This is a genomic window from Micromonospora sp. NPDC050784 (assembly GCF_044456765.1).
GTDB classification, from domain to species: domain Bacteria; phylum Actinomycetota; class Actinomycetes; order Mycobacteriales; family Micromonosporaceae; genus Micromonospora; species Micromonospora foliorum.
Genome location: NZ_JBITGG010000021.1, coordinates 16534 through 39497 on the forward strand (window position 1 = coordinate 16534; position 22964 = coordinate 39497).

Annotated in this window: 17 protein-coding genes; 3 read left to right on the plus strand and 14 right to left on the minus strand. The window is 71.3% G+C overall.

Going from position 1 to position 22964, the window contains the following annotated elements; all coding sequences use genetic code 11:
* Position 1: 1 nt before the first annotated feature.
* Complete coding sequence (locus ACIBD9_RS25315) at positions 2-3784, minus strand: hypothetical protein (protein ID WP_396721400.1); 3783 nt, start codon at positions 3782-3784, stop codon at positions 2-4.
* A gap of 273 nt (positions 3785-4057) precedes the next feature.
* Between ACIBD9_RS25315 and ACIBD9_RS25320 the strand changes: the two genes are divergently transcribed.
* Positions 4058-4483, plus strand: coding sequence for a peptidase inhibitor family I36 protein (locus tag ACIBD9_RS25320; RefSeq protein ID WP_396721401.1), 426 nt, complete (start codon positions 4058-4060; stop codon positions 4481-4483).
* A 170-nt stretch (positions 4484-4653) separates the two neighbouring features.
* On the opposite strand, the gene ACIBD9_RS25325 is transcribed toward ACIBD9_RS25320, so the two are convergent.
* From ACIBD9_RS25325 to ACIBD9_RS25375, 11 genes are all read right to left on the minus strand, one after another.
* Positions 4654-5118: a MaoC family dehydratase gene (locus ACIBD9_RS25325; protein ID WP_396721403.1), complete on the minus strand. Its 465-nt coding sequence runs from the start codon at positions 5116-5118 to the stop codon at positions 4654-4656.
* Between the two features lie 21 nt (positions 5119-5139).
* On the minus strand, positions 5140-6288 hold the full coding sequence (locus ACIBD9_RS25330) for an acyl-CoA dehydrogenase family protein (RefSeq protein WP_387165872.1): 1149 nt from the start codon (positions 6286-6288) through the stop codon (positions 5140-5142).
* 46 nt (positions 6289-6334) lie between these two features.
* The gene (locus tag ACIBD9_RS25335; protein WP_396721404.1) at positions 6335-9157 is read right to left on the minus strand and encodes an AAA family ATPase; all 2823 of its coding nucleotides are present in this window, start codon (positions 9155-9157) and stop codon (positions 6335-6337) included.
* A gap of 64 nt (positions 9158-9221) precedes the next feature.
* Entirely contained in the window at positions 9222-9833 is a 612-nt protein-coding gene (locus ACIBD9_RS25340; protein ID WP_396721406.1) for a TetR/AcrR family transcriptional regulator, read from the minus strand.
* A gap of 94 nt (positions 9834-9927) precedes the next feature.
* A complete protein-coding gene (locus ACIBD9_RS25345; protein ID WP_396721407.1) occupies positions 9928-10695 on the minus strand; it encodes an SDR family oxidoreductase in 768 nt (255 codons plus the stop codon).
* A 145-nt stretch (positions 10696-10840) separates the two neighbouring features.
* Positions 10841-12127 carry an ABC transporter substrate-binding protein gene (locus ACIBD9_RS25350; protein ID WP_396721409.1) on the minus strand — a complete coding sequence of 429 codons (1287 nt, stop codon included), beginning with the start codon at positions 12125-12127 and terminating at the stop codon, positions 10841-10843.
* A gap of 85 nt (positions 12128-12212) precedes the next feature.
* Positions 12213-13325, minus strand: coding sequence for a branched-chain amino acid ABC transporter permease (locus tag ACIBD9_RS25355; RefSeq protein ID WP_396721411.1), 1113 nt, complete (start codon positions 13323-13325; stop codon positions 12213-12215).
* Complete coding sequence (locus ACIBD9_RS25360; RefSeq protein WP_396721413.1) at positions 13322-14200, minus strand: branched-chain amino acid ABC transporter permease; 879 nt, start codon at positions 14198-14200, stop codon at positions 13322-13324. Before ACIBD9_RS25360 ends, ACIBD9_RS25355 begins: the two co-directional genes overlap by 4 nt.
* Positions 14201-14230: 30 nt before the next feature.
* The gene (locus tag ACIBD9_RS25365) at positions 14231-14953 is read right to left on the minus strand and encodes an ABC transporter ATP-binding protein (protein ID WP_396721414.1); all 723 of its coding nucleotides are present in this window, start codon (positions 14951-14953) and stop codon (positions 14231-14233) included.
* On the minus strand, positions 14950-15738 hold the full coding sequence (locus ACIBD9_RS25370) for an ABC transporter ATP-binding protein (RefSeq protein ID WP_396721416.1): 789 nt from the start codon (positions 15736-15738) through the stop codon (positions 14950-14952). The genes ACIBD9_RS25365 and ACIBD9_RS25370 overlap by 4 nt, the downstream gene beginning before the upstream one ends.
* A 136-nt stretch (positions 15739-15874) precedes the next feature.
* Positions 15875-16774, minus strand: coding sequence for an alpha/beta hydrolase family protein (locus tag ACIBD9_RS25375; RefSeq protein WP_396721417.1), 900 nt, complete (start codon positions 16772-16774; stop codon positions 15875-15877).
* 184 nt (positions 16775-16958) lie between these two features.
* Here ACIBD9_RS25375 and ACIBD9_RS25380 point away from each other — a divergent pair, with 184 nt between their 5' ends.
* Entirely contained in the window at positions 16959-19220 is a 2262-nt protein-coding gene (locus tag ACIBD9_RS25380) for a catalase (protein ID WP_396721418.1), read from the plus strand.
* A gap of 13 nt (positions 19221-19233) precedes the next feature.
* Complete coding sequence (locus tag ACIBD9_RS25385; RefSeq protein WP_396721420.1) at positions 19234-20877, plus strand: serine/threonine-protein kinase; 1644 nt, start codon at positions 19234-19236, stop codon at positions 20875-20877.
* On the opposite strand, the gene ACIBD9_RS25390 is transcribed toward ACIBD9_RS25385, so the two are convergent.
* Positions 20861-21847 (minus strand): serine/threonine-protein kinase, encoded by a 987-nt coding sequence (locus ACIBD9_RS25390; RefSeq protein WP_396721421.1) that lies wholly within the window; start codon positions 21845-21847, stop codon positions 20861-20863. The genes ACIBD9_RS25385 and ACIBD9_RS25390 overlap by 17 nt on opposite strands.
* On the minus strand, positions 21844-22941 hold the full coding sequence (locus ACIBD9_RS25395) for an FHA domain-containing protein (protein WP_396721422.1): 1098 nt from the start codon (positions 22939-22941) through the stop codon (positions 21844-21846). The genes ACIBD9_RS25390 and ACIBD9_RS25395 overlap by 4 nt, the downstream gene beginning before the upstream one ends.
* Positions 22942-22964: the final 23 nt, after the last annotated feature.

Sequence of the window (22964 nt, forward strand, 5' to 3'; positions counted from 1 at the left end):
GTCACGGCTCCAGGAGGCTCTGCACCGGAGCGCACGCGCGGCAGGGCCAGACGCGTACGGTGCCGTCGTCATGTGTCGAGACGAGCCGCTCGCCGTCCGGGCTGAAGTCGACGGTCTCCACGGAGGCACCGAATCCGCCGAAGGTCACGGACTGCGCGACCTCCGAAGCGCGCCACAGCCGAGCCGTGCCGTCCTTTCCAGAACTGAGCACCCATTGTCCGTCCGGGCTGAACGACACGTGCCAGACGGGACCCTCGTGTCCTCGCAATACCATCGGCGCGATGCCGCCCGTGACGGAATGGATCTGCACGGTGCCGTCGAAGCCGGCACTGGCGACCCGTTGTCCGTCCGGGCTGAAGGCCACGGCCCAGACCAATCCCTCGTGACCGGGAAGGAGCAGTGGCTCGGCCGTGCCGAGGGCGTCCCAGATTCGTAGGGTGCCCTCCGCGCCAGCCGTGGCGACCTTCTTGCCATCCGGACTGAAGGCGGCGTACCGGATCTCTTCGGCGGCTCGATGGACCACCGGGGCGCTCCGGCCGGTGAGGTCCCAGATGCGCAGGCTCCCGTCGTTGCTGACGCTGGCCAGGCGACGGCCGTCAGGGCTGAAGTCGGCGATCCACGCCTGCTTCTCGTGCCCGCGAAGGACCACCGGATCGTGTCTGCCGGCGAGGTCCCAGACTCGCACGCTGCCGTCGCGGCCGCCGGTGGCCACACTCGTCCCGTCCGCACTCACGGTGAGCCCGTAGACGTCGCCGTCGTGGCGGCCCAGCACCCGAGGCTCGGCCGGTGTGGCCAGGTTCCAGACCTGTACCGTGCCGTCCTCGCCGCCGCTGACCACCCGCTGCCCATCAGGAGTGAACGCGGCGGACCAGGTGGCTTTCGCGTGGCCCCGCAGAATCAGATGATCGCTGCCGGGGTCCCAGATCCGTAGCGTGCCATCATCGGCCGCGCTCACCAGCCGGGATCCATCCGGACTGAACGCCAACGCCCAGACCCGGTTGGTGTGGCCGCGCAGCACCAACGGGTCACCAGTGCCGTTGGCGTTCCAGATCCGTACGGTCAGATCGTCACTGGTGGTCGCGATCCAATGCTCGTCCGGGCTCAGCGCAAGCCCTTCCACCGTGCCCTCATGCCCACGCAGCACCACCGGGGCCGCCGGACCGGTCAGCGGCCACACCCACGCCGTACCGTCGGCGCTGGAGCAGGCCAGGCGGTTGCCGTCCTGACTGAACACCAAGGTCCTGGTGCCCTCGCGCGGCCCGGTGAGAATCGTTCGGGTGGATCGCGCGGCCAGATCCCAGAGTCGCACCGTCGCGTCGTGGCCGCTACTGGCCAACTGGCGCCCGTCGGGACTGAAGGCCACACCGACCGCGACCTTCCTGTGCCCACGCAGCACCACCGGTCGGTCGCCGCCGCGGGCATCCCAGACCCGAACGGTGGTGTCCTCGCCAGCACTGGCGACCAACCGTCCGTCGGGGCTGAAGGCCACTCCCCAGACCGGGCCCTCGTGCCCGCGTAGGACGACGGGCCCAGCGGTGCCATCGACCTGCCAGATCCGGACGGTGCCGTCTGAGCCGGCGGTGACCAGTCGCTTCCCGTCCGGGCTGAACATCGGGCTCCAGACCTGTCCCTCGGACGCACCGGTGAGAGCCAGACCCGGCCCGGAAACACCGTGCCCGGCCCAGGTCCAGACCCGCACCTCCCCATCCGTCCCGGTGGCCGCCACCCGCTGTCCGTCCGGACTGAACGCCACGCCCAGGGCCTTCTTGCTGCTCATCGGCACAACCGCCTGCAGCCGGTCATCGACGACGGCCTGGCGGAGCACCATCTCCGCACCGACAGTCGGGCGCGTGGTCAGAGCGCGTCTGGCGAGGCGCTGCGCCTGCTGCGGATCGATCTGCAGTTGGTTGTTGGCCTCGACCGTCAGCTGCCGGGAAACAGCGAGGTCTCGTTCGGCGGCCGCCCGGTTCGCTTGCACCAGCGCCACTGCCGCGAGGACGCTCACCACGACAACGGTTGCCGCGAGTCCGGTCAACGCCACGCTGGTCCGCCGCCGTCGGGCTGCCCGGCGCCGGCTCTCTCGTGCACGGCTGGTCTCCAGAAAGTCCCGTTCCAGGTCACTGAGGTCCATCACCTGGTGCGTTCCCCAGAGCGCCAACTGGACCCCCCGATACAGGAATCCGTCCACGCGGTCGTGCCGATCCCACTCGGCGGCAGCCTCCGTCAGCCTGCGGTGGGAGCGCAACAGCTCCCGATCTTCGGTCAGCCAGCGACGCAGGCGGGGCCACTCCTGGATCAGAGCCTCGTGGGCCACCATGACGCCCTTCTCGTCCGCCGTGACCAGCCGCGCGGCCGTCAACCTGCCCAACACCCCAGCCGCGGCCAATGGGTCTACCCCGCCCACCAACTCGGCGAGGGGTGCCCGGCGTCGGGTGTCCTCGGTGCCGTCACCGAGGGCGGTCAGGCGCAGGAAGATGTCCCGTGCCAGCCTCCGCTGCCCCTCATCGAACTGCGCGTACACCCCTTCGGCGGTACGCGTGATGGCGCCATTCACGCCGCCCGACTCGCGGTAGTGGGCCAGTGTCATCCGCCTGCCCTGCCGCAGACGCGACGTCTCCAACAGTGCGTGGGACAGCAGCGGCAGCGCACTCGTCTGACCGCCAACGTCCGCCACGGCCATCTCCACCAACGCCGGATCCACCAGCAACCCGGCGCGCTCGGCGGGGCCGGTGATCGTTCGACGCAGATCCTCTTCATCCATCGGGCCGATCAGCAGCTGGTGCTCATGGAGAGCGGCCACCAAGGCCGGATAGGCGGCACACCGACCATAGAAGTCGGCTCGCACTCCCAGCACCACGCGGACCCTGGGGACCTCCGTCGCGGCGAGCAGCGCGGCAATGAACCCCGACCGCTCCTCCTCGTCGCGGCAGAGCGTGAAGAGCTCCTCGAACTGGTCCACCACGATGAGCAGGTTCGCCACCGATGGACGGGCATCAAGAATGTGCTCGATCGTCCCGCGGATGGTCGTCGGGTCATCGGCCAGTTGGCGCTGGACCGCGTCACGAGCCAGGTCCAGTTCACTGACGAGCTGGAACGCGAGTTCTTCGACTGGATGTTCACCGGGCGTCATCAGCACCGTGGCCCAGGCCGGCTGTCCCTTGACCGGATTCTCGGCCACGGCCGCTATCAGGCCCGCTCGTAGCAGGGATGACTTGCCCGCACCGGACGGGGCGAAAACCGCGACGAACCGGAGGCGGGTGAGCATTTCACAGAGCTGGGCCACCATGCGCTCGCGTCCGAAGAACCATTCCGAGTCCGCCGGCTGGAACGCCGCCATTCCCCAGTACGGCCCGCGGCTGGCCTCCGTCGTCTCGGCGGAGGTCATGCCTGCGACCAGGCTGTGCCACCGTTCGGTCCATTCGGCCAGATCGCCGTCACAGGCGGCGACGTACGCCAGTGTCACCTGAAGGCTTGGCACGGTCTCGCCGCTGGCCGCCTTCGCCAGGGTGGTCACCGAGAAGTGCGCGCGCCGGGCCAGCTGACGGTACGTCGGCGCCCCCGCCTTTGTCCGCAGCTGACGCAGGTCGAGCGCGAACCTCTCCAGCTCCCCTGCCTCCGGGTCGAGCGGCCGCTCAGGTCTTCCCACGTTGTCCCCCGTCGCAGAGTTGTTTGTCAGCCTCACGACATGATTGGCAAACAATCCATAGGCGACTATATCTAGTTCCGTGAACGCCGATCGGCGAGTGTCGGATAGCAGCCACAGCGCAACCAGGCGTGCGGCCACGTTCGATGACCCAACGCGATCGACGACACAAAGGAAGGACGGAAGGGACGTGTGACGCGCGCCAGAAACGGTATCGGCGTTGCTACCCGCAGCACTGATGACCGTTCTGGAATCGGGGGGCGTCACGCGATCCTGAATCGACGAGGGGGTATTCGATTACGAGCATGTTATCGAGGCAACGCCCATCGCTGAAGCGTCAATAGCCCAGGAAAGGTAGACATGAAAATCACCCCTAGCGCGGTTGAATACCGCCCGTCGGGACCCCGGCTCTCGATGCGGCATCGATTCGCGGCCGTCGCGATCGCCGTCGGTCTACTCGTGCCGCTGGTGGGCTCTCCGGCGTCCGCCGCACCCGCCGACGCCCGGTCGCACACCGCGACGAGCAGCGGTCTGACCGAGGTCGGATTCGGAACCCAGGCCTGGAGTGACTGCCCGGCCGGCTACGCCTGCCTGTGGACCGGCCTCAATGCGACGGGAACCATGTACGTCCCGGCCTCCTGTGGGACCTTCCTGAATCTGCCGTCTGGTGTGAACAACAACATCGAGTCGGCGAAGAACCGGGGCGGCGGGACCGTCAGGCTCTTCGACAACGGCAGTGGAACGGGGACACCGCTGCAATCGATTTGGAACAACAGCGCGAACGTCAATCTGGCGACCAGCGCACGTAACAAGGCCAGCTCACTGCGCATCGACTGCTAGGACCGCGTAGACGATGGGGCGGCGACGAAATCCGTCGCCGCCCCGTCGGCGTGCGGTGGTGCTCAGGTGGCGGGGTCTGCGACGCCCGCCACGAGTCACTGTCATTTGCAGCGGGCCACGGCCAGACAGTCGTCGCGGCACCTCGGCCAGCTCCCGACGAACCGGGTGGGTCACTGCTCCACGGCGTGGTAGAGCCGGCTCACGGTCTCGGCCACGCAGACGGGCTTGCCGCCGCTGTCGCTCTCCACGGTGACCGTCACGACCAGCTGCACACCGCCGCTGACCGGCGACACATCGGCGATGGTGGCGGTGGCGCGTACGGCGGCGCCGACCCGGAGCGGCGCGGGGAAGCGCACCCGGTTCAGCCCGTAGTTGACCCCCATCGCCACCCCCTCGACCCGGTAGAGCCCGCTCGCCAACGCCGGCAACAGCGACAGGGTGAGGTACCCGTGCGCGATCGTGCCCCCGAATGGCCCCGCCGCGGCTCGGACCGGGTCGAGATGGATCCACTGGTGATCGTCCGTGGCGTCGGCGAAGAGGTCGACGCGGCTCTGCTCGATGCGCTGCCACGGACCGGGCCCGAGGCTCTCACCGGTCGCGGCGGCCAACTCCTCGAACGAGGTGAACACTCTCATGGCAGGTCTCCCCTACAGCTGCTAGAAGGCGTTGACGCCGGTGAGCGCGCGTCCGATGAGAAGTTGCTGGATCTGACTGGTGCCCTCGTAGAGCGTGGCCACCCGGGCGTCGCGCAGGTACTTGCCGACCGGATACTCGTCGATGTAGCCGTACCCACCGAACACCTGGACCGCGTTGTTGGCCGCGCGGACGGCGGCCTCGCTGGCGAAGAGCTTGGCCGTCGACGCCTCGGTGGCGAACGGCTGGTCGCGGTCGATCAGGTCGGCCACCTGCCACACCAGCAGCCGGGCGGCGGCGGTGTCCACCGCGATGGCGGCGAGCAGTTGTTGGACGAGCTGGTGCCCGGCGATCGGCTTGCCGAACTGGGTCCGCTGTCCGGCGTAACCGACCGCCGCGTCGAGGCAGCCCTGGGCGATGCCGACACACCCGGCGGCCACCGACATCCGACCCTTGGCGAGGGTGGCCAGGGCCAACCGGAACCCGGTGCCCTCGGCGCCGAGGCGGGCCGTGTCGGGCACGCGTACCTCGTCGAAGCCCAGCTCGCCGGTGGCCTGACCACGTAGGCCGAGCTTGCCGTGGATCTCCCGCCGGGTCAGCCCCGGGCTGTCGGTGGGCACCAGGAACGCGGTGATTCCTCGGTGCCCGGGGCCGCCGGTGCGGGCGAAGACCAGCGCGACGTCGGCGGTGGTGCCGTTGGTGATGAACGTCTTCGTGCCGGTGAGCAGCCAGTCGGTGCCGTCGCGGACCGCACGGGTGCGCAGGGCGGCCGCGTCCGAGCCGCTGTCCGGCTCGGTGAGCGCGAAGCAGCCGAGTGCGCTGCCGGCGCAGAGCCTCGGCAGCCACTCGGCCCGCTGTTCGGCACTGCCGTGCGCGGCGATCGACTTCGCGACCAGGCCGAGGGAGACCGAGACGATGCCCCGCACCGCCGAGTCTCCCCGGCCCAGCTCCTCCAGGACCAGGCAGTACGCGAGGTGGTCGCCACCGGAACCGCCGTCGGCCTCGGCGATGGTCAGCCCCAGGAAGCCCAGGTCACCGAGCATGCCGACGATGGCGGGGTCGACCGATTCGCGGCGATCCCAGGCGGCCGCGTGCGGCAGTAGCTCGCGGTCGGCGAACTCGGCGGCCAGCTGGCGGACCGCCGCCTGCTCGGCGGAGAGGGTGAGGTCCATGACGCTCAAACTAGCGGTGATAGTTAAACGCGTCCAGACCGGACGGTCACCGGTCGGAGGCCAGACCGACGTGCCGTTCGGCGGTGAACGCGCGGGCCAGCTCGGTCCGCGAACGGATGCCCAGCCGGTGGAACACGTTGCGCAGGTGATGGTCGACCGTACGGGTGGAGAGGAACATCCGGGCGGCGATCTCCCGGTTGGTGGCGCCCTCGGCGACCAACTCGGCGATCCGCAGTTGCTGGCCGGTCAGCAACCGCGCCGCGGGCAGGTCCGGCGGACCGATCGACTCCCCGGCCGCCCGCAGCTCCGTGGTGGCCTGCTCGGCCCAGCACTCCACCCCGAGCAGGCTGAACATCTCGCGGGCCTGGTGCAGGTGCGTCCGCGCGTCGCGAGGGCGTCGACTGCGGCGCAACTCCTGGCCGAAGAGCAGTTCGGTCCGGGCCCGCTCGAACGTGCCGGCCTCCGTCGGGTGCAGGCGCAGCGCCGCCTGGAAGTCCCGTTCCGCCTCTGCCCCGCCCCGGGGGGCGAGCAGCGCGTGGCACCGCGCGGAGAGTGCCCGGCGCAGCGGGCTCGCGGTGCTGCTGGCCCACCTGTCGAACGCGGCGAGCGCGGCCGTCGCCGCCGGTCGGTGCGCCAGGTGCGCCGCCGCCTCCACCAGGTACGGGGTGGCCATCACCTGCACGAGGACCTGACCTCTACCCGTGCCGATCCGGGCCAGCGACGCCAGCCGGTCGGCGGCCTCGGCGTGCCGGCCGTCGACCAGATCGAGCACCGCCAGGGCCCACGCGGCGAACGCGTGCGGACGGCTGCCCGGCGTCGGCGACTCGCCGATCTCGCGGATCCGCCGCAGGCTGGTGTCGCGGTCGCCCCGGATCGCGGCGAGAACGGCGAGCATGCCCAGATGGACGTTGGCGCAGTTGACCTGGCCGGTGGCACGGGCGACGCGCAGCCCGTCGCGGGAGGTCTCCGCCGCCGCCTCGTGTCGACCCAGCCAGTACTCGGCGACCGCCCGGAGCTCCAACGCCCGCGACAGCATGGACAGCTCGCCGCGTTCCCGGGCCAGCTCGACGGCACGCTCGGCGAGCCGGTGGGCCGCGCCGTCCACGGCCACCAGCAGTCCGGCCGCCGCGGCACAGCTGAGCGCGGTCGGGGTCAACGCCCAACCGGTCAGCCGGCCGCCCAGCACCACGGCGCGGCGCAGCGCGGGCCCGGCTCGTTCGTGGTCACCCCGCAGGGTCGCCGCCACCCCGGCGATCAGACAGCCCATGACCTCCAGGGCAGGTGGGTCGTCCGGGCGCCGTAAGGCCGACGCCCGGCGGCCGACCTCGGCGTAGCGGTGCTGGTCGCCGGTGAAGCAGACCACCTCGCCGGCCCGCACTAGCCCGGCCAACGCCAGGGCGCGGTCGGTGCTGGCCACCGCCGCAGCGGAGGCCAGCAGCATGACCGACGCACTCGACGCGGTACCGCAGCGCAGCTCCAGCTCACCGCGGAGCAGGTCGGCGCGTCCTCGGACGACCGGGTCGGCAGTGACGGCGCGGAGGCGGTCGAGCAGCAGCCGGGCCTCGTCGGGTTGTCCGCCGGCCCAGGCGTACCGGGCGGCGGTCAGCAGGCGAGCGGCGGCCAGCGTCGGATGGTCGCTCAGCTCGGCGGACCACCGTAGGGCCACCGAGGCGGCGGCCCAGCCGTCGGGTCCACCGACCGCCGCCTGCTCCAGCTCGGCGGCGAGGACCGGATCGGCTCCCGCCGTGGCGGCGGCGAGGTGCATCGCCCGGCGCAGCCGCTGCCCGTCCGCGACCAGCACCTCGGCGAGCAGTCGGTGCGCCGCGCGGCGCACCGCGAGCGGCGCGCTGGCCGCGATCATCGCGCGTACCAGCGGCTGCGGGAAGGTGACGCCGCGTTGCTCGACGCGGACCAGGCCGGCGACCTCCGCCGGGGCGAGGGCCTCGACCTCGGCGCCGGCGGCCGCCGCGGCGCGGATCAGGGTGCCCGGCTCGCCGTCCTCGTCGAGCGCGGCGAGCAGCAGCACCCGTCGGGTCTCCGGTGGCAGCCGGTCCAGCCGGGCGCGGTACGCGCGACCCAGCGCGCCGTCCGCCGGCGGCGCCACGGGCAACGACTCCTCCCCCCGCCACTGCCCCGCGGTGAGCATGTCGGCGAGGTCCACCAGGGCCTGCGGGTTGCCGCCGCCGATCGTGGCCAACGCGGTCAGGGCCGACGCGGCGGGTCGGTCGGGGAGCCGCTCGACGCCCTCGCGTTCGATCAGTCGGTCGAGCCGGTCGGTGAGGACGGCGGTGCTCTCGGGCTCGGTCAGCGGACGCAGTCGGTGTGCCGGTATCCCGTCGAGGTTGGCGGTGACGTCCGCGGTGAGCAGGACGGCGAGCGGCAGGTGCCGCAGTCGGCGGGCCACGAACGCCAGCACCTGCGCGGTCTGCGGGTCACCTCGGTCGATGTCGTCCATGGTGGCGAGCAACGGCCGGTCCCGGGCGGCGGCGGCGAGCAGCCCGAGCACCGCCATCGACAGGGTCAGTTGCCGGTCGGCCGGGCAGCCCTCCCCGGCCAGCGCGCGGCGCAGCAACTGGCGCTGATCGGTGGGCAGGGCGGCGGCCCGGTCGAGCACCGGGTCGACCAGTCGTTGCAGGCCGGCGTACGGCAGGGCGGCCTCCTCGGCGAGCCCGCTGCCGACGAGCACGGCGCAGCCCTCGGCGTGCCGGTGGGCGTAGCCGACCAGCGCCGTCCGGCCCGATCCGGGCTCTCCGCGCACCAGCAGGGCACCGCCGGCGTTGGTCATGCCGTCGAGCAGGCTCCGGACAGCCCGGCACTCGTCGTCCCGGCCACGCAGCACGGTTAGTTGCACTCTTGATGCAGTAACCATGCCTGCCAGTGTTACCCATCGGAAACCGAATGGAAAGAGTCGGCGATATCGGGCCGGGCCGGAATCAGTCGGGCGCGACCTCGGCCAGCAGGGCGCCCACGGTGCGGGACATCACCGCGCGGGCCTGGTCCACGCCCAACCCGAGCCCGTAGCGCAGCATCGACCAGGCCTGCCACATGCTCGCCGCCACCAGGGCGTTGAGCAACTGCTCCCGTCCCGACCCGGCTGCGGCCAGCTCGACGGCGAAGAGCTCCTCGACCTCGTCGCGGACCCGTTCGATGTGCTTGAGACGGTTGCGGTGCAGCTGCTCGGAGACCGGCTCCCGCATCTGGGCGGCCCGCGCGGAGGGCGCGATGAGCTGCAGCAGCCGAGCCCGCTGCCGGCAGTACGCGTCGACCCGCTTCGCCAACGGCAGCCCGGCTGAGATCGGCCGGTAGGCGGCGTCCTGCTGGCGGAGTACCTCCGCGCCGCTGGCCTCGAAGAGCGTCTCCATGTCCTTGAAGTTGGTCCAGAGGGTGCGCAGCGAAATGCCGGCCCGTTCGGCGATGCGTTCCCCGGTCGGGCGCAGGTCGCCCTCGGAGATGAGCGCGAGGTGCGCCTCGACGATGGCCGCGCGGGTCCGCTCGGCGCGGGCGGTGCGCCCGTCGACCCGGCCCGCCACATCGACCCCGTCCATCCGCCCCCGCCCCCTCACCGCCATGGCGTCCGCCGACGCACCGCCGAGTCTAGACAGGCGTTGATCAGCGGCATCGGACGCTCCGCCGACGTCGTCATCCGGCTCGGCCGGTCAGCGAGACGCCGCCGTCACAGACGATGGTCTGCCCGGTGATCCAGCCGGCGTCGTCGGAGGCCAGGAAGGCGACCGCGCCCGCCACGTCCGACGGCAGGCCGAGGCGCCCGAGCGGGTACCGCGCGGCGACCTCGGCCTCCCGCCCCTCGTAGAGGGCGGCGGCGAAGCGGGTCTTCACCACGCCGGGGGCGACCGCGTTGACCCGCACCGTGGGCCCCAGCTCCACGGCGAGGCTGGCGGTGAGGTGGTTGAGCGCGGCCTTGCTGACCCCGTAGCAGGCGATGCCGGGTGACGGGCCAAGCCCGGCGATCGACGACACGTTGACGACGCTGCCGCCGCGCTCGGTCATGCCGGCGGCGCAGACCTCCTGCACCCAGCCGAGCGCGGCGACCACGTTCACGTCGAGGACCTTGCGGGCGGCGGTCAGGTCCAGCTCGACCAGAGGGCCGTGCACCGGGTTGATGCCGGTGTTGTTGACCAGCAGGTCCACCGGCCCGAACGTCGCGCCCACCTGGCGCACCGCGGCGGCCCGGTGCGCGGGATCGTCGGCCCGGCCCGCCACCGCCAGGGCGTGTGCCGGCCCGCCGAGGGTGGCGACCGCCTCGGCCAGCCCCTCGGGGCGGCGGGCGGTCAGACCCACTCGCGCGCCCTCGGCGACGAGGCGTTGGGCGATGGCGAGACCGATGCCCCGACTGGCGCCGGTGACGATGGCGACCCGGTCCGCGAGTCGGCCCGAATATGCATTCACGGTGCAGATAGTAGGAGCGTCGATCGGTATCGGTCAACGCCTCCGACGATCGGCCGGCAGGCCGCGCCAGCAGCCCGCGCGCACTCGTCCGACCGGGCGTGGTCACGCGGAACCACGCCCGGTCGGACGTCGGGGCTACGGGGCCTCAGGAGACGGTCGGCACCCCGTTCGCCGGCGGCGCGGCCGGGGTGGCTGTGTACTCGTTGACCGGCCCGTCCGCCTCGTCCGTCTCGTACGCCGGCCCGAAGTAGCTCTGCACTCCCCCGCTCACCCGGCTCAGCCGCTGGCCGCCGTACCCGGAGTGGTCCTTGGCGGAGAAGCGCAGCGGCACCAGTCCCGGGCCCTGGAAGCCGCCCTTCTGTACGGCGTCCAGCACCTTCTCCCGGGTGAGGTCCTTGCCGGCCGCGAGCAGCGTCTGCACGAAGAGGTAGCCGACCGACATGCCGTAGACGGTGTTGCCGTCGAAGGGCGCGTCGCCGTTGTGCTCCTTGTTGACCTTCGTGAAGAGCTGGACCCACGGGTTCGCGGTATCGTTCTGCATCGGCAGGTAATTGGTACCGACCATGCCCTCCAGCAGCGGTGCGGCGGCGCCGAGCTGCTTGGCCAGGGTCGGGTGGTCGGCACCGACGTTGGAGACCAGCCACTGCGGCTTGAAGCCCAACCGTGCCGCGGTGCCGATGGAGAGCGCGGTGAAGCCGGGCACGGTGGCCAGCACGACGACCTGGCAACCGGCCGCCTTGAACGCCCCGATCTGCGGCGCCACATTGGTGTTGCTGGTGACGTACGTCTGCTTGACGGCCACGGCACCGGCCCCGAGCACCTTCTCCACGCCGGCCAGGCTGTCCCGGCCGAAGTCGTCGTCCTGACCGAGGAAGCAGACCTTCTGCCCGGCCAGGTCCCGCTTCGCGTAGTTGGCGAGGATCTTGCCCTCGACCGTGTAGTCCGGGTTGAACCCGAACGTGCCCGGATACTTGTCCGGCTGGTCCCAGCTGCGGCTGCCGGAGGCGACGAAGAGGTCGGGCACCCGGTTGCTCTTGAGGAAGTCGAGCACACCGGTGTGCGTCGGCGTGCCCAGACCATTGAGGATGGCGAAGACCTTGTCCTGCAGGACGAGCTGACGGACCACCTGCTGGGTGTTCGCCGGGTTGTAGCCGTCGTCCATGATCTTGTAGGTGATCTTGCGGCCGTGCACTCCGCCGTTGGCGTTGACGTAGTCGAAGTACGCCTTCGTCGCCGGGGCGATTTTCGAGTAGCCGGCCGAGGCCGGCCCGGTCAGCGGCATGTGGGTGCCGACGACGATCTCGGTGTCGGTGACGCCCGGCACCGACGCCCCGCCGGAGCCGGGGCCGTCGTCGCCGCTACAGCCGGCTGCGGTGATGAGCAGGGCAAGGGTGCTGGCGATCGCGAGGCCGCGATGCGCTTTACGGTGCATGGGAAACACCGACCTTTCTCGGTCCGGTTGTCTGTGGGAACGGTGTGGTGGTGGGGCGCCCGGCCGAGGCCGGACCGAGGACAGCTCAGGAACGCCGGGTCGGCCGCCTGGCCAGCAACGCCCGGCCGAGACGCGACAGCAGACCCTGGACACCGCCGGGGGCGGCGATCATGACGACGATCAGGGTGAGTCCGAAGATCGCCAGGGGGAGGTTGCCCTCCAGCCGCTGCGCCAGCGCGGGCGAGAGCGTGAGCATCTCGGTCACCGAGTGGGTCAGATCGGGCAGGGCGACCAGCAGGACGGCCCCCCACAGCGCGCCGGTCAGTCGACCCAGGCCACCGATCACCACGGCCATCAGCAGGAACAGCGACAGGGTCAGCGAGAACGCCCCCGGTGAGACGCTCTGCGCGAGCACCGCCAGCAGCGCGCCGCCGAGCCCGGCGGTGGCGGCGCTGACCACGAACGCGAGGACCTGGGTGCGGGCCACGTGGATGCCGGCGAGGCGGGCGGCCACCTCGTCGTCGCGGACCGCCCGGAAGGTACGCCCGTACCGGCTGCGGATCAGGTTCGCCAGCAGCAGCAGGGCGAGCAGGGTGGCCGCGCCGGTGACCCAGAGCTGCCACCGCTCGTAGGGAAAGTACGGGCCGAGCGACAGCGGCGGCGGCTCCACCGGCACCGACAGCCCCTGCTCGCCGTTGAAGACGCCGTCGAAGGTGACGGCCAACGCCGGCACCACCACGGCCACCGCGAGGGTGACCCCGGCCAGGTAGGGGCCGCGCAGCCGGGCCGCGGCCACACCGACCACCGCGCCGACCGCGACGGTGCTGAGGATCGCCGCACCGAGCGAGAGCGGCAGCAACCAGCCACCGGTCATGCCCCGGTCGGCGAACGCGGTCTGGCACAACGCCACGGTGTACGCCCCGGTGGCCATCAGCGCGCCGTGCCCGAGCGACAGTTGCCCGTTGAGCCCGGTGAGGACGGTCAGGCCGGCGGTCGCGCAGAGGTAGGCGGCCACGGTGGCGAGCTGGAAGTTGCGGAACGGCTCGACGGCGTAGCTGAGCATCACCAGCAGCAATCCGGCGGCCAGCACAACCGCGAGGTGACGCAGCAGGGTGGAGCCGCGTCGCCGGTCGACCGGTCGGCCGCCCGGGTCGTCGAGCTGGTGTGTCGGCGGCAGGGCCGCCCTCGTGGCGCTCACACCCGCCTCGCCGCGACCGGGGCGAACAGCCCACCGGGCCGGACCAGCAGCACCGCCAGCAACAGGACCAGCACCGCGAGCGGGGTGAGGTCACTGCCGGCGTAGCCGCTCACGTAGGAGAGCAGCAAACCCACCACCAGACCACCGACCACCGCCCCCGGTGGACTGTCCAGCCCGCCGACCACCGCCGCGGTGAACGCCGAGACGAACACCAGGTCCATCGCGTGCGGGTGCAGGCCCAACTCGGTCGGCAGGACCAGCATGGCGGCCAGCGCGCCCACCCCGGAGGCGAGCGCCCAGCCGAGGGTCAGCATGCCACCGACGTTGACCCCGAGCAGCCGGGAGACCTCCGGAGCGAAGGCCGCCGCGCGCATCCGCAACCCCACCGGGGTACGCGCGAACAGCCAGGCCAGGCCACTCACCACCACGCCGATCGTGGCGAAGACGAACAGGTCGTACGGGGACAGCACGGCGACCCCGCCCACGGTGAGGGCGGACCGGCTGAAGGGGGCCTCGGCGGGGCGGAACTCGCTGCCGTACACCATGCCCAGCACAGCCTGGATCAGCAGCACCAGCCCGAGCGCGACGATCACCGGGTTGAGCGGTGAGGCGTGATCGACGTGCCGCATCACCACGCGGTCCACCAGCGCACCGAGCAGCAGGCCGGCGACGATCGCGACCACGAAGCCCAGCCAGTAGGAGCCCGTCGCGGCGCTGACGGTGTAGGCGACGTACGCGGCGGCGACGGCCATCGCCCCCTGGGCGAAGTTGACGACCCGCGCCGCCCGCCAGATGAGCACCAGGGCCAGTGCGAACGCGGCGTACACCGCGCCCCGGGACAGGCCGTCGACGGTGAGGAAGACGAAGCGGTCCAACAGTTCTCCCTCCGGGGGACGAGGTGGTGGTCAGAAACCGAGGTATGCGTGGCGCAGGTCGACGTCGTCGCGAAGCTGCACCGCCGGGGCGGCGATCACCACCCGACCCAGGGACATCACGACGCCCTGGTCGGCGACGGCGAGCGCGCTGCGCACGTTCTGCTCGACCAGCAGGACGGTCAGGCCGGTGCGGTCGCGCAGTTGCCGCAGCAGGGCCATGGTCCGGGCGACCACCCGTGGCGCCAGGCCGAGCGACGGCTCGTCCAGCAGCAGCAGACGGGGTCGGCCGACCAGGGCCCGACCGAGCGCGAGCATCTGCCGCTCACCACCGGAGAGCTGGTGACCGAGGTGCCGGCGGCGTCGGGCCAGCGGCTCGAAGAGCTGGTAGACCTCGTCGAGGGCCCGCCCCGCGTCGGCCCGGTCGCGCCGCCACAACCCGCCCAGCCGCAGGTTCTCGTCGACGGTCAGCTCGCTGATCACGCCCCGGCCCTCCGGGACGTGCGCCATGCCGCGTTGGACGAGCTGCTCCACCGGCGTACCGCGAAGGTCCTCCCCGGCCAGCAGGACCTGTCCGGCGGCCGGGCGGATCATGCCGGAGAGCGCGCGCAGGAGGGTGGTCTTGCCGGCGCCGTTGGCGCCGACCACCGCGGCGATCGTGCCAGCAGGGACGGTGAGGTCGATGGCCCGCAGCACGGGCGCGGCACCGTAACCGGCGACCAACCCCCGCACCACGAGCAGGTCGGTGCTGGTCATGGGGAGACCTCTTCCTCGACGGTGGCACCGAGGTACGCGTCGGTGACCGCGGGGTCGTCGCGGATCTCGTCCGGGGTGCCGGCGGCGATGACCCGGCCGAAGTCGAGCACCACGAGCTCGTCGCAGACGGCCATCACCAGGTCCATGTGGTGCTCGACCAGGAGCACGGCACAGGGGTCGGTGTCCCGCCGGGGCAGTTGCCGGACCAGCTCCGCCAGCTCGGCGATGTCGTCGGCGCCGAGGCCACCGGCGGGCTCGTCGAGCAGGAGGAGTCGGGGCCGGGCGGCGAGCGCACGGGCCAGGGCGACCCGCTGACGTACGGCGAAGGGCAGGGTGGTCGGCGCGGCCTCGGCGTGCCCGGCGATGCCCAGCTCGTCGAGGACGGCCAGGGCGTCCCCGCGGAGCCGGCGCTCGTCGCGGTCGCTGGCCGGCAGCCCGAGCAACGCAGGGACGAAGCCGGCACGGGCGGTGTGCGACGCCCCGGTCATCACGTTCTCCAGCACGCTCAGCCCGGCGAAGAGCCCGGTGCCCTGCAGGGTCCGGGCGATGCCGAGCCGGGTCAGCCGGTGCGGCCGTGGTCGCAGCGGCCGGCCGTCGAGGGTGAGTGAACCCGTCTCCGGTGCGACGAAGCCGCAGATCACGTTGAAGAGCGTGGTCTTGCCGGCGCCGTTGGGCCCGATGACGCCCACCACCTGGTTGGGTGGCACCCGCAGGGAGACGTCGTCGAGGGCGGTGAGGCCGCCGAAACGGACGCCGATGTGGTGCAGTTCGAGGCCGCGCTCCATCACCCATCCCTCTGTCGTGGCGGGTGTTTATTTACACTCGCAGTGTACGTTTCTCGGGTTTGGCGTCAAGACCTTCAATGCCGCAGCGCGCACGTGGACGGGGCGGCCGCCAGCGGCGACCGCCCCGTAACCGCCGTCAGGCGCTGGGACAGGTGTTGCGGTACTCCTCGATCTGCGATCCGCTCGGGCCGGGGCAGAGGAACTGCTCGTAGCGGGTGTCGTCGTCGACGAACCGCTTCAGCCAGGCCACCATCTGCCGCGCGGTCGGCGTGTTGGTGGTCTGCGGGAAGAAGTGGCTCGCCCCGTTCAGCTCCAGGTACGCCTTCTCGGCGGAGGCCGGGATGCTGTTGTAGAAGGGCACGGAGTGCGTTGCGACCGGCGCGACGGTGTCGCTCTCGCCGCCGATGATCAGCGTGGGCACCCGCAGTTCGGACCAGCTCTTGTCGGTGTTCCACGGCGCCAGCGGCACCGCGGCCTGCAACGAGGGTCGCGACGAGGCCGCCTCCAGGGTGCCACCGCCACCCATCGAGTGGCCGGCCACCGCGAGCCGGCTGCTGTCGATCCGGGTACGCACCGAACTGCGCTGGGTGAGGTAGTCCAGCGCGGCGAGAAGCTGCCGGCCCCGGCTGTCCGGCTGGTCCAGCCGGGTGTTGGTCTCGATGCCGATCACCACGAAGCCGTGCGAGGCGATGCGCGGTCCGAGCCAGCTGATGCTGGACCAGGCGGCGGTGTAACCGGGCGAGATGGCGATGGCGCCGAAGGTGCCCTCGCTGGTGCTGGTCGGGTAGTAGATGACGCCGCCGCCGAAGCCGGTGACGCTCAGCGAGGACACGCTCTGCGAGGACGTGGCGAACGGGCCGCGGCTGGCCTCCAGGATCGCGGTGGTCGGGTCGGGACCCCGCTCGTACGGGCTCGCGGCCTGGGCGGCGCCGGACGATCCGGCCAGGACGCCGCCGGCGGCCAGGACGGCGGCCAGCGCGAACCGGGTGGCACGGGCTGCGACGGAACGGGGACGGGTGGTGGTTGGTGAGGACACGTCGGGCACTCCCTAAAGTCGAGGGATATCGACGTGTGTCAGTTTTGGCTGCTCCGCCGATCCCGGCATCGGCGAAATCACCAGTCCCGAGGCAGGATGCCGAGACGAGTTGTGTTTCGACCCTCTGACCAGGGGTAGCAGGGCAGGCGCCGGCCCGCACACGCGCCATGGAGAGGTTCATTCAGTGGATTCCAGCAAGCCCGCCGAGGCAGTCAAGAACGCCGTGAAGACCGCCTCAGGAAAGATCGCCGACGCCCTGAGCCCGGATGTCCCCGGTGCGCCGGGGAGCGCGCCACCGCCCCTCGAGGAGCCGACGACGCCGCATGACCCGCTGCCGCCGAAGCCGGAACAGGGTGCGCCGCAGACGCGCACGCCGACCGGCGCGGAGACCGGCGCGCCGACGATCGCGAACGGTCAGCAGGGTGCCTACCTCACGACCGCGAACGGGGCGCGGCTGCGCGACACCGACCACTCGCTCAAGGCCGGCCCGCGTGGCCCGGTGCTCCTGCAGGACCACCACCTACGCGAGAAGATCACGCACTTCGACCACGAACGCATTCCGGAGCGCGTGGTGCACGCCCGGGGCGCCGGCGCGCACGGTGTGTTCACCGCGTACGGCACCGCCGAGGCGGTCACCCGGGCCGGCTTCCTCAAGAAGGGGCGTGAGACCGACGTCTTCGTGCGGTTCTCCACCGTGCTCGGTTCGCGGGGTTCGGCCGACACGGTCCGCGACACCCGTGGCTTCGCCACCAAGTTCTACACCGACGAGGGCACCTTCGACCTGGTCGGCAACAACATCCCGGTCTTCTTCATCCAGGACGCGATCAAGTTCCCGGACATCATCCACGCCGGCAAGCCGCACCCCGACCGGGAGATCCCGCAGGCGCAGAGCGCCCACGACACGTTCTGGGACTTCGTGTCGCTGCACACCGAGGCGCAGCACCACACCATCTGGAACATGTCCGACCGAGGCATTCCGCGTTCGTACCGGACGATGGAGGGCTTCGGCGTGCACACCTTCCGCCTCGTCAACGAGGCCGGGGAGACGGTGCTGGCCAAGTTCCACTGGAAGCCGAAGCTGGGCGTCCACTCGCTGACCTGGGAGGAGGCGCAGCTGATCGGCGGCATCGACCCGGACTTCCACCGTCGCGACCTCTACGACGCCATCGAGGCCGGCGCGTACCCCGAGTGGGAGCTGGGCATCCAGGTCTTTCCGGACACTCCCGAGGAGACCTTCGCCGGCATCGACCTGCTGGACCCGACAAAGATCGTGCCGGAGGAGCTGGCCGAGGTGCAGCCGGTCGGGCGGCTCGTGCTCAACCGGACGCCGACGAACTTCTTCGCCGAGACCGAACAGGTCGCCTTCCACCTCGGTCACCTGCCCCCGGGCATCGACGTCACGAACGACCCGCTGTTGCAGGGCCGACTCTTCTCGTACGTCGACACGCAGCTCACCCGGCTGGGCGGGCCGAACTTCACGCAGATCCCGATCAACCGCCCGCACGCCGCCGTGAACGACATGCTGCGCGACGGCTTCCACCAGCACGCCGTGCACGCGGGTGTCGCGCCGTACCGACCGAACTCGCTCGACGGCGGCAACCCGTTCCCGGCCGGTGACGCCGAGCACGCCTTCGTCGACGTGCCGGTCACTGTCGCGCAGGCACCGAAGGTACGCGCGAACCCGGCCTCGTTCGACGACCACTACAGCCAGGTCCGCCTGTTCTGGCTGAGCATGTCGCCGGTCGAGAAGGAACACATCATCCGGGCGTACACCTTCGAGCTGGGCAAGTGCTACCACCAGGCGATCAAGGAGCGTCAGCTGCAGAGCCTCGCCAACATCGACCCGGTGCTCTGCGAGCAGGTCGCCACCGGCCTGGGCCTGCCCGCGCCGCAGCCGACCGTGCCGCTCCCCGACGTCACGCCCAGCCCGGCGCTGTCGCAGGTCGGTCGGGAGTGGCCGAGCGACGGCCGCACCGTCGGGATCGTCGTCGACCCCGACGGCGACCTGGACGGCGTCGACGAGGTCCGCCAGGCCGTGTTCGACGCCGGCATGGTGCCGCTGCTGATCGCCCCGCACGGCGGCATGGTGGGCGACCTGCCGGTGCAACGCACCTTCGCCACCGGCCGGTCGGTCGAGTTCGACGCGGTCCTGCTGGCCGGAGCGCCGGCACCCGCGCCGGATGCCCTGCCCGCCCGCGACGCCAAGGCAGGCAGTCCGGCCCCGGCCACCGTGGATCCCCGCGTGCTGCTGCTCGTCGAGGAGTGCTGGCGGCACGCCAAGGCGATCGGCGCCTGGGGCGCCGGCGCCACCGTGCTGGAGCAGGCCGGCGTCGCCGGCACCCCGGGCGTCGTGGCGGCGGGCTCGGGCGCCGAGGCGCTGACCTCGGTGCAGCAGTTGATGGCCGCGCACCGGGTGTGGGAACGGTTCCCCGCCTCGGTCGCCTGACCGTAGTCGATCAGTGACGAGGGCTGCCCTCCGCTTCGCCGGGAGGGCAGCCCTCGTCGTCGCCAGCACCGGCCGACCCGGGAGGCGGCATTGCCTTAGGCTGAAGCCTGTGTTGTCCCCTTTGAACAGTCGCGACCCGCAGGAGATCGGCGGGTATCGCCTGCGCGCCCGGCTCGGTGCCGGGGGCATGGGCGAGGTCTACCTCAGCTTCGCGCCGGGAGGACGCCCGCTGGCCATCAAGGTGATACGCCCGGAGTACGCCGATGATCCGGCCTTCCGAGCCAGGTTCGCGCAAGAGGTACGGGCGGCCCAGGAAGTGTCGGGCCGGTACACGGCGCCGCTGCTGGAAGCTGGCCCGGACGCACCCGTGCCCTGGCTGGCGACGGCATACGTGATCGGGCCGACGCTGCTGGACGCCGTTCGCGCGCATGGCCCCCTGCCGCTGCCAACCACGCAGACGCTGATCGCCACGGTCGCCTCCGCGCTGCAGAACATCCACTCCTGCGATGTCATTCACCGGGACCTCTCGCCGGGCAATGTCATCCTCGCCGCCAACGGCCCGACGGTCATCGACTTCGGCGTCGCCCGGGCGACAGACATCGCCAAGAGCCTCATGACGCGCACACCCGTCGGTACGCCCGGCTTCATGGCTCCGGAGGTCGCGCTCGGTCGGGAGGCCGTACCAGCCTCCGACGTCTTCGCCCTCGGCGCGATCGCGTACTTCGCCTCGACCGGCCGGTCGGCCTACGGTGACGGGACACTTACCAGCCAACTCCTGCGGATCACCAACGGCGAGGCGGACTTGACCGGCTGCCCGCAGGAGCTGCGAGGCCTGATCGAGCGGTGCCTGTCGGTCGACCCCACCGCTCGGCCGACCACCGCAGAGGTGATCGCCGAATGCGCCGGCACGCCCAGGCCGGCCGAGGGCTGGTTGCCTCCGGCGTTGACGGCCGACATCGCCGCACGTACGGCGGAGCTGGCTCGCCTCGCGGCCCAACCCGCACCGCTGGCCGAAGTCCAGCCCCGCCGGGCCAGCGTCCGGCGGTGGCTGATCGCCGCCGGAACCACAGCCGTGGTGTTGACGGCGGCGATCCTGGTCACGGTCAAACTGCTCCCCGACCCAACCGACCCTGGAAGGGACCCCGGAGGGCTGGCCGGCTCGTCATCGACGCCGGCTGCTCAGGTCAGCAGCACAGCGGCGGCGTCCAGCCCGCCATCTCCGTCCCCGTCTACGTCTACGTCTGCGTCCCCGTCTGCGACAGCGGACGAGGTCCGGTGGACGGGCGTCATTCGGATCAACGGCGATGGCATCGACATGGACCGGCTTCCTCCCACCGTGGGGGGCACGAACACCGGCGTGATCGATCTGAAACTCGGCCTCACCAACGACGAGGAGTCCACGATCCTCGGGAGCCGCGGCGGATACGAGACCAGCGTCGCGAACCTGCTCAAGGGCACCCAGCCGTCGCCCCGGACCTGCCATGACCAAATCGCGACGGTCGGGACCACCCGTGTCGTGGTCCAGAAGAACTCGATTTTCTGTTTCCAGACCGAAAAGGGCCTGGTGGGCTACGCCACCGTCAAGAACATTAGTGGCGGCTTCACCGCGGGCGACACCGCGACGGCGACGCTGTGGGCCACTACGGAGTTCGCCTGAGTTCGGCATACGCCCTGATCCGACGCACCAGCGAATGGTCGGGCCCCAGCTCCGCCGCAGCCCGGGCCAGCAGCCGGACCAGCGCGAAGGCCGCGAGAGCCTCGCGTCCCTGACCGAACTTGACCTGGATCTCCGTGAACTGGCCGGCCAGCCGGGAGGCGACGGCCTCCGCCGCGACCCGCGCCCCGCCGACACCGGCCAGGGCGTCGCGGACCTCCGCCGCGCCGGGTCGCAGGGCCGGGTCAGCGGCGAGCATGCGATCGACGAGGTCCGCCAGGCCGGGCGGCAGCGCCGGCCGCAGCTGCGCGAGCGATCGGGCGCCCCGTCCGGAGGTCGGGTCCGCCGCGACCGGCATCGACCCGCTGAGCAGCACGTGCAGGATGACGCCGAGCGCGTAGACATCGGAGGGCGGACCGCTGGGGAGTCCGTTGCGCCGCTCCGGCGCCATGTAACCGGGCGTGCCGACCACCGCACCGATCTGGGTCACCCGGGTCATGTTCGGGGCCGCGGCGAGCCCGAAGTCAACGAGCTTGACCTGCTGACGGCCGCGCTCACCGTCCAGCATGATGTTTTCCAGCTTGAGGTCGCGATGCACGATCGGGTCCGCCCGGTCGTGCAGAACCGTCAAAGCGCCGGCCAGCGCGACCCCGTAGCTGGCCGCCTCGTCCACCGGAAGCGGCAGCCGCGGCCTCACGAACGTCAGCAGATCCGGACCGGTGAGCCGTTCCATGACGATGTAATCGTCACCGACGTCGAGAATGTAGACGATGTTGGGGTGCCGGATTCCGGCGAGCACCTTCGCCTCGCGCAGCAACCGGGCAAGGTGAGCAGGCTCTCCCTCATCCCTGACCACCTTGATCGCGACATCCCGATCCATTTTCGTGTCCCGGGCCAGGAACACCTGCCCGAAGCCGCCGGCGCCGATGCGCTCACCAAGGGTGTAGCGATCATCCAGCCGCCGACCGGTCACCGGCGGTCCCGGTGCTGGCGAGTCTGCGCGTCGAACGCCACAGCGGGCGGCTCCGCAGGCGATGGCGGCTCGACGTCAAAGACGTAGTGTCGGCCGCTGACCACCAGCTTGACCCGGTCATGCAGGGCGACCGCATCGCGGAAGTTCCACCGCTCCGGCCGGCCGGGCGTGAGCCTGCGGCCCTTGACGCGCACACCGTGGCTGCTGCGCAGATCGGCGATCGTCAGCGCCTGGCCGTCCCAGCGGATCTCGGCGTGCCGTCGGCTGATCCACTCCAGGAGCGCCGCCGGCACGCGCTGGAGCAACTCCCGGCCGACGATCACCGGCTCTCCCGGCGGCACCTGAAAACGATCGACCACTTTACGGTCCACCGATACCTTGATCTGCAACGGGCGTACGAGCGGGCCGAGGTCGGCCATCGCCTGCCGGTGCGTTGGGCAGCACACCCGACCGTTGCGGTACGCCGGAAGCGGTTGACCATCGGCACGCTCGGCGCCGAAAAGCGGGCACTCCGGCTCGGGGCACAACCAGGCACGCGACAGCGGCGCGCGCCGCAGTTGGCGCTCCCGGTCGTACAGCCCTGCCTCCATCAACAGCTCGTGCTCCTCGGCGCTGGACAGCACACGCTCAGGGTAGATCGGGATCTCCCGCGCGACGACCCGGATGCCGTCGCCATCGGGCTCCATCCCGAGGAAACGGTCGGAGCTGCCCGGGATCCAGGGAAAAGCTCGATGCCTGCCCTTGAAGGTGTCGTGGCTGACGATCCTGGCGCCGGTGACATCAGCGATCTCAACGACGCGATCGTCCGCGTGCTCGCGGGCCTCGACCCAGCCGAGATCAATCCAGCGCTTCAGGGTGCGCCTGTCGGCCGGCGGCAGCAGGTGCTTCGAGCGCCAGAGCGACCAGTCGGTCACGGCGTACACCCGAACGGTCTCGTCCTGCAGGTAGACCTTGAGACCCTTGATCAACGCCGGCAGGCGGCGCAGGTCGGCCTCCCGTTCACTGCAGAGCCCACGCTCGCGCACAACATTGGATAGATCAAGTACGACATCAGTCACGTCCGGGACCGTGGTTAGATGCTCTTCAATCCACACCGCCCACACTGTACGTCTCGCGG